9 protein-coding genes are annotated in these 8,031 nt (G+C 53.1%); 8 read left to right on the top strand and 1 reads right to left on the bottom strand.

The window, feature by feature from the left end; genetic code table 11:
- The 7 genes from mnmG to ACESLM_RS22920 all read left to right on the top strand — a co-directional run.
- Window positions 1-1,549 (top strand): tRNA uridine-5-carboxymethylaminomethyl(34) synthesis enzyme MnmG (gene mnmG / locus ACESLM_RS22950; RefSeq protein WP_372634779.1); only part of this gene is annotated, 1,549 nt, incomplete at its 5' end.
- The gene (rsmG, locus tag ACESLM_RS22945) at window positions 1,546-2,277 is read left to right on the top strand and encodes a 16S rRNA (guanine(527)-N(7))-methyltransferase RsmG (protein ID WP_372634777.1); all 732 of its coding nucleotides are present in this window, start codon (window positions 1,546-1,548) and stop codon (window positions 2,275-2,277) included. The genes mnmG and rsmG, both read left to right, overlap by 4 nt.
- 354 nt (window positions 2,278-2,631) lie before the next feature.
- Window positions 2,632-3,447, top strand: a complete 816-nt coding sequence (gene noc, locus ACESLM_RS22940; RefSeq protein WP_094047210.1) for a nucleoid occlusion protein — start codon at window positions 2,632-2,634, stop codon at window positions 3,445-3,447.
- 254 nt (window positions 3,448-3,701) lie between these two features.
- Window positions 3,702-4,475: a ParA family protein gene (locus ACESLM_RS22935; RefSeq protein WP_372634774.1), complete on the top strand. Its 774-nt coding sequence runs from the start codon at window positions 3,702-3,704 to the stop codon at window positions 4,473-4,475.
- Window positions 4,456-5,307, top strand: a complete 852-nt coding sequence (locus ACESLM_RS22930; protein WP_372634771.1) for a ParB/RepB/Spo0J family partition protein — start codon at window positions 4,456-4,458, stop codon at window positions 5,305-5,307. The genes ACESLM_RS22935 and ACESLM_RS22930 overlap by 20 nt, the downstream gene beginning before the upstream one ends.
- 95 nt (window positions 5,308-5,402) lie before the next feature.
- The gene (locus tag ACESLM_RS22925) at window positions 5,403-6,578 is read left to right on the top strand and encodes an aminotransferase class V-fold PLP-dependent enzyme (protein ID WP_372634768.1); all 1,176 of its coding nucleotides are present in this window, start codon (window positions 5,403-5,405) and stop codon (window positions 6,576-6,578) included.
- A gap of 31 nt (window positions 6,579-6,609) precedes the next feature.
- Window positions 6,610-7,101: a DUF4446 family protein gene (locus ACESLM_RS22920; RefSeq protein WP_372634766.1), complete on the top strand. Its 492-nt coding sequence runs from the start codon at window positions 6,610-6,612 to the stop codon at window positions 7,099-7,101.
- On the opposite strand, the gene yyaC is transcribed toward ACESLM_RS22920, so the two are convergent.
- Window positions 7,076-7,696 carry a spore protease YyaC gene (gene yyaC, locus ACESLM_RS22915; RefSeq protein ID WP_372634764.1) on the bottom strand — a complete coding sequence of 207 codons (621 nt, stop codon included), beginning with the start codon at window positions 7,694-7,696 and terminating at the stop codon, window positions 7,076-7,078. The two genes, ACESLM_RS22920 and yyaC, sit on opposite strands and share 26 nt — an antisense overlap.
- A gap of 82 nt (window positions 7,697-7,778) precedes the next feature.
- On the opposite strand from yyaC, the gene ACESLM_RS22910 reads away from it, so the two are divergent.
- The gene (locus tag ACESLM_RS22910; RefSeq protein WP_372634762.1) at window positions 7,779-8,027 is read left to right on the top strand and encodes a putative Se/S carrier protein; all 249 of its coding nucleotides are present in this window, start codon (window positions 7,779-7,781) and stop codon (window positions 8,025-8,027) included.
- Window positions 8,028-8,031 lie beyond the last annotated feature (4 nt).

The following is an 8,031-nucleotide window of genomic DNA, read 5'->3' as shown; positions in this document are numbered from 1 at the left end:
CTTGACCTTGCGTCAGGGACTGGCGGAGGATCTGATCGTCGAAGACGGCGTGTGCAAAGGAGTGATTACGAAGACGGGCGCCCAATACGGAGCGAAAGCTGTCGTGCTGACGACGGGAACGTATTTGCGCGGCAAAGTCATTCTTGGCGAATTGATGTACGAGAGCGGTCCGAACAATCAGCAGCCTGCGGTGAAGCTGTCCGAGTCGCTAAAAAATCTCGGGCTCCAATTGGCAAGGTTCAAGACGGGTACGCCTCCAAGGGTGCACAAGGATTCGATCGACTTCGACAAAACCGAGATTCAGCCTGGCGACAGCAAGCCGAAATATTTCTCTTATGAGACGGAATATATGGCGCATGCCGATCAGCAGCTTCCGTGCTGGCTGACCTATACATCGGAGGAAACGCATCAGATTATCAACGACAATCTGCATCGCGCGCCGATGTTCTCGGGATTGATAGAAGGTACGGGGCCGCGCTACTGCCCGTCAATCGAAGATAAGATCGTTCGCTTCGCCGACAAGCCGAAGCATCAGATTTTCCTGGAGCCGGAAGGTCGCAACACGAAGGAATACTACGTCCAGGGATTGTCGACGAGCATGCCGGAGGATGTTCAACTGCGCATCTTGCGCTCGATTCCGGGCCTGGAGAAAGTCGAAATGATGAGAACCGGCTACGCGATCGAGTATGACGCGGTCATTCCGACTCAACTATGGCCGTCGCTTGAAACGAAAATCGTGCAAGGTCTGTTCACGGCCGGCCAAATTAACGGAACGTCGGGATACGAGGAAGCGGCAGGTCAAGGAATTATGGCGGGCATTAATGCCGCTCGCAAAGTTCAGGGCGCCGACCCGGTCATCATCGATCGCTCGAAGGGCTATATCGGCGTTATGATCGACGATCTCGTCACGAAGGGGACGAATGAACCGTATCGACTGCTTACGTCCCGCGCGGAATATCGCTTATTGCTTCGCCACGACAACGCCGACCTGCGACTCACTCCGCTTGGACGCGAGATCGGGTTGATCTCGGAACAACGCTACGCGAAGTTTCTGGAGAAGAAGGAGCGGGTGGAAGCGGAGATCGTTCGCCTGAAGGAAACGAAGTTCCGCCCCGATGAAGCGGTGCAAGCCATGCTGGCCGAAGTCGGTTCCGCGCCGATCAACAATTCCGTTGACGGTCTGACGCTGCTGCGTCGTCCGGAGGTAACTTATGCGCATCTGGAGAAACTCGCTCCGCCGTCGTTCGAGTTGCCGGAAGACGTGAAGGAACAAGTGGAAATTCAGGTCAAGTATACCGGTTATATCGAGAAGCAGCAGCTGCAAGTCGAACGGATGGAGAAAATGGAGAAAAAACGCATTCCGGATAATATCGATTACGACTCGATTCATGGACTTGCCACCGAAGCGAAACAGAAACTGGGCAAGATTCGTCCGCTATCGCTCGGTCAAGCTTCGCGAATTTCGGGCGTAACTCCTGCAGACCTGTCGATTCTGCTCGTTCATCTGGAACATTACAATCGCGTCACGGCGGCTGCGCACGGTTCATGAGGGACGACGTACAGCAGTTGTTCGCGGACCGGCTTTACCCGCTCGGCATCGAATTGACGGATCGGCAGCTGGAACAATTCGAAGTTTATTATCGTTTGCTTGTCGAGTGGAACGAAAAAATGAATTTAACGGGAATTACCGAGCGGAAAGCGGTGTATGAGAAGCACTTCTACGATTCGTTGACGTTGGCCGGGGCGGTATCGTTCGGCAAACAGGGATCGCTGGCGGATATCGGTTCAGGCGCCGGATTTCCATCCATTCCGTTGGCGATCGCATTTCCTCATCTGCGGGTGACGATTGTCGACGCTTTGGCCAAGCGGATTAAGTTTTTGGAGGAAGTGACCGGCCAGCTTCATTTAACGCAAGTATCTTGTCTGCACGCCAGAGCGGAAGATGCGGCCAGGAAGAAGGAGCATCGCGACGGCTACGACATCGTAACGGCTCGCGCGGTTGCCCGTCTTGCGGTATTGAACGAATTTTGTTTGCCATTCGTTCGTCTAGGCGGACTATTCGTTGCAATGAAGGGGACGGACATATCGACAGAGTTGGAGGAAGCTCGGTTCAGTTTATCCAAGCTAGCCGGCCGCCTCGTTGACGTAAAGCGTTTGAAGCTGCCTACGGAAGGTGCGGAAAGGCATCTGATCGTATGCGAGAAAAAGTCGCCAACGCCTCCGGCATATCCGCGCAAAGCCGGCATCCCGTTAAAAACGCCTCTTTTAAAAACTTAAACAACTGGACTAAATGTTCCACGTGAAACATTATCGCCCGTATAATGAACGGGGAATGTTTCACGTGGAACATTTTTACGTTTACTCGAATGCCGTGCGCATGATATTCTTATAGAGTAGGTAAGGGGCGGTTAGCGCTGCGCCTGCGATGTACATAGAATGAGGGTTTTTCGAGCGTGTGCGGCGTGAAAGTTTTTTCACAGGCAGGAAAATGGGGCTGGAATAGCGAATAGATTATGGTAACAGATCAATGTGCCGCAGATGTGCCGTCAGGCGTGAATGGCGGCGCTTTTTCGTCGCTAAGGACACGTGACTCATCCGCCCTATCTTACTTAATGTGGTGATCCGAGAGAAATGAAAGAGCAATTTTCACGGTTGCTGGGTTTGTCAGACCGCAGCGCTCAAGAAGAAGTCAAACAAATATCCGTTCACGATATCGTACCAAGCCCTTATCAGCCTCGTTCGGTGTTCGACGACGAGCGGATCGATGAGTTGTGCCAAACGATCAAGACGCATGGGGTTATTCAGCCAATCGTAGTTCGGGTACGCGATGGAAAACACGAGATCATTGCCGGAGAACGGCGTTGGCGAGCGGTTACGAAGCTAGGTATGGATACAATTCCAGCTATCGTCCGGGAAATCAACGATTCCCAAGCCGCTTCCGTTGCATTGATCGAAAACTTGCAGCGCGAGGGGCTGACTTCTCTTGAAGAGGCGATCGCTTATCAGAAGCTAATCGACCTCCATAACCTGACGCAGGAAAGCTTGGCTCAACGGCTGGGCAAGAGCCAGTCGACGATCGCCAACAAAATCCGTCTGCTGCAGTTGGGAGAGACGGTTCGGCAGGCATTGCTGGAACGGAAAATTACCGAACGTCACGGCAGGGCGCTGCTGTCTCTGCCGGATGAAGAGGCGCAGAACAAGCTGCTGAAGGAAATTATCGAAAAAGATTTGAACGTTAAGCAGACCGAGACCCGTGTGGCGTTTTATTTGGAAGCGACAAAGCCTAAGCGCTCGAAGCGTTTCTCCTTCTCCAAAGACGTTCGGCTTGCCGTAAATACGATTCGTCAATCCGTAGACATGGTTAACGGATCGGGGATTCCGATTAAAGCGGACGAGAAGGATTGCGAGGATCATTACGAAATCATCATCCGGATTCCTAAACGTTAGTACGACGCGGATGCCCATGCTCCCGGTTCGGTACGAACGGCTGCAAGCCTTTCGTGTCCGGATCGTTCCGATCCGATCGCTCTTGTTGAGAAGGCATACGGTTCGGAATAGCGGAATGCTCGCGCTTGAACGGATTAGCAGCGAGCATTACAAGGGCATCCGTCTTTTTATTTGAGTCCATGTGCGGCGTCGACAAAGGTAAAGCGGCTATGCCGTTTAGGTTTGGACGGTCATTAATATCGAGGTGAAACAGGTTGTCTAAAATAATTGCGATTGCCAATCAGAAGGGTGGGGTTGGCAAGACGACGACTTCGGTGAATCTGGGCGCCTGCCTGGCTTCTCTCGGAAAGAAAGTGCTGATCGTGGATATCGATCCGCAGGGCAATACGACCAGCGGCATCGGAATCAACAAGGCTGACGTGAGCTATTGCATCTACGATGTGCTGATTAACGAGGTGCATCCGAAGCAGGCTATCGCCGATACGGACATTCCCGATCTGAAGATCATACCGGCGACGATTCAATTGGCTGGCGCGGAGATCGAGCTTGTTCCGACGATGTCACGCGAAATTCGTCTTAAGAAGGCGCTGGCCATGATAAAGAGCGACTTCGATTATATTCTGATCGATTGTCCTCCGTCGCTGGGCATTCTGACGATCAATTCCTTGACGGCGGCGGACTCCGTATTGATTCCGATTCAATGCGAATATTACGCCCTGGAAGGGTTAAGTCAGCTGCTTAACTCGATTCGCCTGGTGCAAAAACATCTGAATACGTCGCTCCAGATCGAGGGCGTCTTGCTGACGATGTTCGATGCGCGCACGAATCTCGGAATCCAAGTGATCGAAGAGGTCAAGAAGTATTTTCAACAGAAGGTTTACCAAACGGTTATTCCCCGGAATGTCAGACTGAGCGAAGCGCCGTCGCATGGACAATCGATCATTACTTACGATCCGAAATCCAAAGGCGCGGAAGTGTATCTCGAGTTGGCAAAGGAAGTGATCTCCTATGAGCAAGCGGCTAGGTAAAGGGCTGGATGCGTTAATTACCTCTCTGTCGATCAAGGAAGACGATAAAATCGTTGAAATTCCGTTGTCCCAGCTTAGGGCTAATCCGTATCAGCCGCGCAAGACGTTCGAAGAAGACGCGATCAAGGATTTGGCCGAATCGATCCGCGAGCATGGAGTCATTCAGCCGATCGTCGTCCGGCAGGCGCTGAAGGGTTATGAAATTATCGCGGGGGAGAGAAGATTCAGAGCTTCCCAACTGCTCGGCAACGCGACGATTCCGGCGGTCGTTCGTGCTTACAACGATCAACAGGTGATGGAGATCGCGCTGATCGAGAACGTTCAGCGGGAAGATTTGAACTCCATCGAGGTTGCGGTTGCGTACCAGGCGATTATGAATCAGTTTAATCTGACGCAAGAGGAATTGTCCTTGAAGGTGGGCAAATCCCGTTCCCATATCGCCAACTTCCTGCGGTTGCTCTCGCTGCCCGAAGAAATCAAAGATTATGTTTCACGTGGAACATTGTCCATGGGTCATGCAAGGGCGCTTGCGGGAATTAAAGACGAAAATCTGAAGCGCCAATTGGCGAAACAGACGGTTACGGCGGAATGGAGCGTGCGCGAGCTGGAAGAGGCGGTTCAGAACGCCGACTCCAAGAAAGCGAACGTGAAGCCGAAAACAAAGGTTAAGAAGCGTGACCCTTATATTGAAGAAATCGAAGAGACGCTGCGCGAGAAGTTCCAGACGACCGTTAGAATCAAACCGAACAAAGACAAAGGTCGGATCGAGCTGTCGTACTTCGGCAAAAACGATTTGGAACGCTTGCTGGAGTTGTTGAAGGCGCTGGCCTAATAGATGGGAGACGAGAGTAGCATACCCAAGTTGTAATCTTCCTACGGAAGGATTAAACTAAGGTGTGCTATTGTTGTGTAAGGACGGTGAATGCCATGAACGATCCAAAATCGATTATCTACTTGGACAATGCGGCGACAAGCTGGCCCAAGCCTCCAGGAGTCGTCGAAGCAATCGAACGGAACGTGCGGGAGAATGCGGCGAATCCGGGCAGAGGAAGTCATGAGATGGCCGTTAAAGCGAGCAGGGTGTTGTTCGACGCGCGCAAGCGGCTGGCCAGATTGTTCGGGATCGGCAATCCGAATGACATCGCCTTTGCATTAAATACGACCCATGCGCTGAATTTGGCGATCCAGGGATTGCTTAAACCGGGCGATCATGTAATCGCTACGTCGCTCGAGCATAATTCGGTCAGACGTCCGATCGAGGCGATGAAGCGAAGGTTCGGCATCGAAGCGACCTTCATCGCGGCGGACGAGCAGGGCAGCTTGAACGTGAAAGATGTGGAAGCGGCTATTACGCCAAGGACAAGGCTAATCGCCGCGTCGCACAGCTCGAACCTTCTCGGCTCAATTGCCCCGATCGCGGATCTCGGAGAGCTGGTCAGGAGGCGGGGCTTGAAGCTTCTCGTAGATGCCGCCCAGAGCGCCGGAGTGTTGCCTATCGACGTCGAGGGAATGGGGATTGACCTTCTGGCTTTCCCGGGACACAAGGGCTTGTTAGGCCCGCAAGGGACGGGAGGGCTGTACATCCATCCCGACCTTGATCTGGAGCCGTTGATGCACGGCGGAACGGGGAGCAAGTCGGAGGCTCCGGAGCAGCCGACCGTACGTCCCGACCGCTATGAAGCGGGGACGCAGAATACGCCGGGAATCGCCGGGCTCTCGGAGGGCGTGCAATTCGTACTGCGGGAAACGACGAAGGCTATTCACGACAAGGAAAGACAACTGACGTTTGAACTGATGGAGGGTCTGCTCGGGATTGAGGGGGTTCGAATACTGGGGCCGCAAATCGGTGTCGAGAGGACTGCGATCGTATCCTTTACAATAGAAGGAATCGATCCGTCGGAGATGGCGTTCCTGCTCGATCGTCAGTTCGGCATCGCGGTCAGAGCGGGCTTTCACTGCACGCCGCTCGGTCACGAGACGGTAGGGACTTACGAGACGGGAGCCGTGCGCGCGAGTCCCGGATATTTTACGGACAAATCGGATATCGTATCCATGATTGACGCCGTCAGAGAAATCGTCGGCACAATGGGAAGAAGAAACTGAGGTTAACGCCATGTTGGGGGAATAAGCACGAATGGAAGGTTGGAACGATCAAGTCGCCGTCATTGTCGCTGGCGCTGCAGGAGCGCTTTTATTGGTCTCGTTCGTCTGGCTTGGCGTTTTGTCGAGCAAGCTGAGCAAACTCAAAAAGGCGCACAGCCGTTTAATAGGGGATACGGGCGTATCCAACATGGAAGAAGTCATGGGCGTCATTCATGGAAGAATGTCCGAATTGGAACGTAAGCAAATCGATCAGGATCAGACGATGGAACAGCACGAAAGACGCCTCGCGTCGATGAAGGGACGAATCGGCGTCCATCGGTTTAATGCATTCTCGGATTCGGGAAGCGATCTGAGCTTCTCGGTAGCTTTTATTAACGAAGCGCAGGACGGCGTCGTCATTACCGGAATTCACGGTCGGGAACAGACCTTCCTGTACGCCAAACCGATCGATAAAGGGCAATCCGCATATATGTTGACGCCGGAAGAGAAGACAGCGATCAGTCTGGCCATGCAGAAGGAATGACCGGATTGCCGCGGGTTTTCCGCACGGCGTTCAATAGGCTTTGCGCGATGATCTCCGACATCTTAACGACCAGATTTAATCTGGTGTTCTGGAGAACGAAGTATTCCATGAAACCTCCGACGTTCACGATCCCCGTCATATGGATGTCTCCGACGGGCGGCAATTCCTTGTTCACTCCGGCTCCGGGTCTGACCGGACCCGAGCCGATCTGAATGCATCCGACGCTGGCAACTTGTCCAAGACAGGCGTCTACGGCGATGACGAACGGCTGACGCGAGTTTCTCATAATTTTCAATAGCGTCTCGCCAAGGTTCATTGCATGAACCGGTTCATCAAGCGTTCCGTACAGATCGAACAAGGGGCTGTATTCGCGAGCGAGCGCGGTGCCGACGAGAGGCCCCAGAGAGTCTCCCGTAGAGCGATCGGTTCCGACGCAGACGATCACGATCCGGCGATCGGGAGACAGATCGTCCAAGTAATACCCGAGCTGGTGGGACAACCTTTGCAATACGGTTGGATCGTTAAAAGGAATCTTTAAAGAGAGCGCCGCCGATTCCGGTGCGGGGCTCGAGCGTTTCTCCCAAGCGCCGTTCATTCGTCTGATTCGCCTCCTACCCTAGTATGTTACTAGTATATGGACGATCAGACGCATTTATACTTGGACGCAGGAGGTTTGCATGATGAACTCTCTCTTGATCGCATTCGACTCCACGCAGCAAGCGTTGCGGGCCGAGATGCTGCTCGAATACGCGGATATAGAAATCGATATTTGCCCCACGCCCAAGGAGATTACGGCAGGCTGCGCGTTATCCATTGCTTTTCCTGCCTCCGATCTGACGGAAGTGAAGCGGATCATCGCTTCGGAAAACGTAGAGATACGAGGGTTGTTCGAGAAAACGGCGGACGGGTACGAACAGATTCATTGAGAGA

It is taken from the genome of Cohnella sp. (genome assembly GCF_041641335.1).
GTDB lineage: Bacteria > Bacillota > Bacilli > Paenibacillales > Paenibacillaceae > Cohnella.
Note: the sequence above shows the minus strand (reverse complement) of the source record. Positions and strands in the feature narration are given on the sequence as shown.

Bases quoted from the DNA above. Each gene is read 5' to 3' on its own strand.
- ACESLM_RS22910 (WP_372634762.1), top strand. From the start codon at position 7,779: ATGATGAACTCTCTCTTGATCGCATTCGACTCCACGCAGCAAGCGTTG.
- rsmG (WP_372634777.1), top strand. From the start codon at position 1,546: ATGAGGGACGACGTACAGCAGTTGTTCGCGGACCGGCTTTACCCGCTC.
- yyaC (WP_372634764.1), bottom strand. From the start codon at position 7,696: ATGAACGGCGCTTGGGAGAAACGCTCGAGCCCCGCACCGGAATCGGCG.
- ACESLM_RS22930 (WP_372634771.1), top strand. From the start codon at position 4,456: ATGAGCAAGCGGCTAGGTAAAGGGCTGGATGCGTTAATTACCTCTCTG.
- ACESLM_RS22925 (WP_372634768.1), top strand. From the start codon at position 5,403: ATGAACGATCCAAAATCGATTATCTACTTGGACAATGCGGCGACAAGC.
- noc (WP_094047210.1), top strand. From the start codon at position 2,632: ATGAAAGAGCAATTTTCACGGTTGCTGGGTTTGTCAGACCGCAGCGCT.
- ACESLM_RS22920 (WP_372634766.1), top strand. From the start codon at position 6,610: ATGGAAGGTTGGAACGATCAAGTCGCCGTCATTGTCGCTGGCGCTGCA.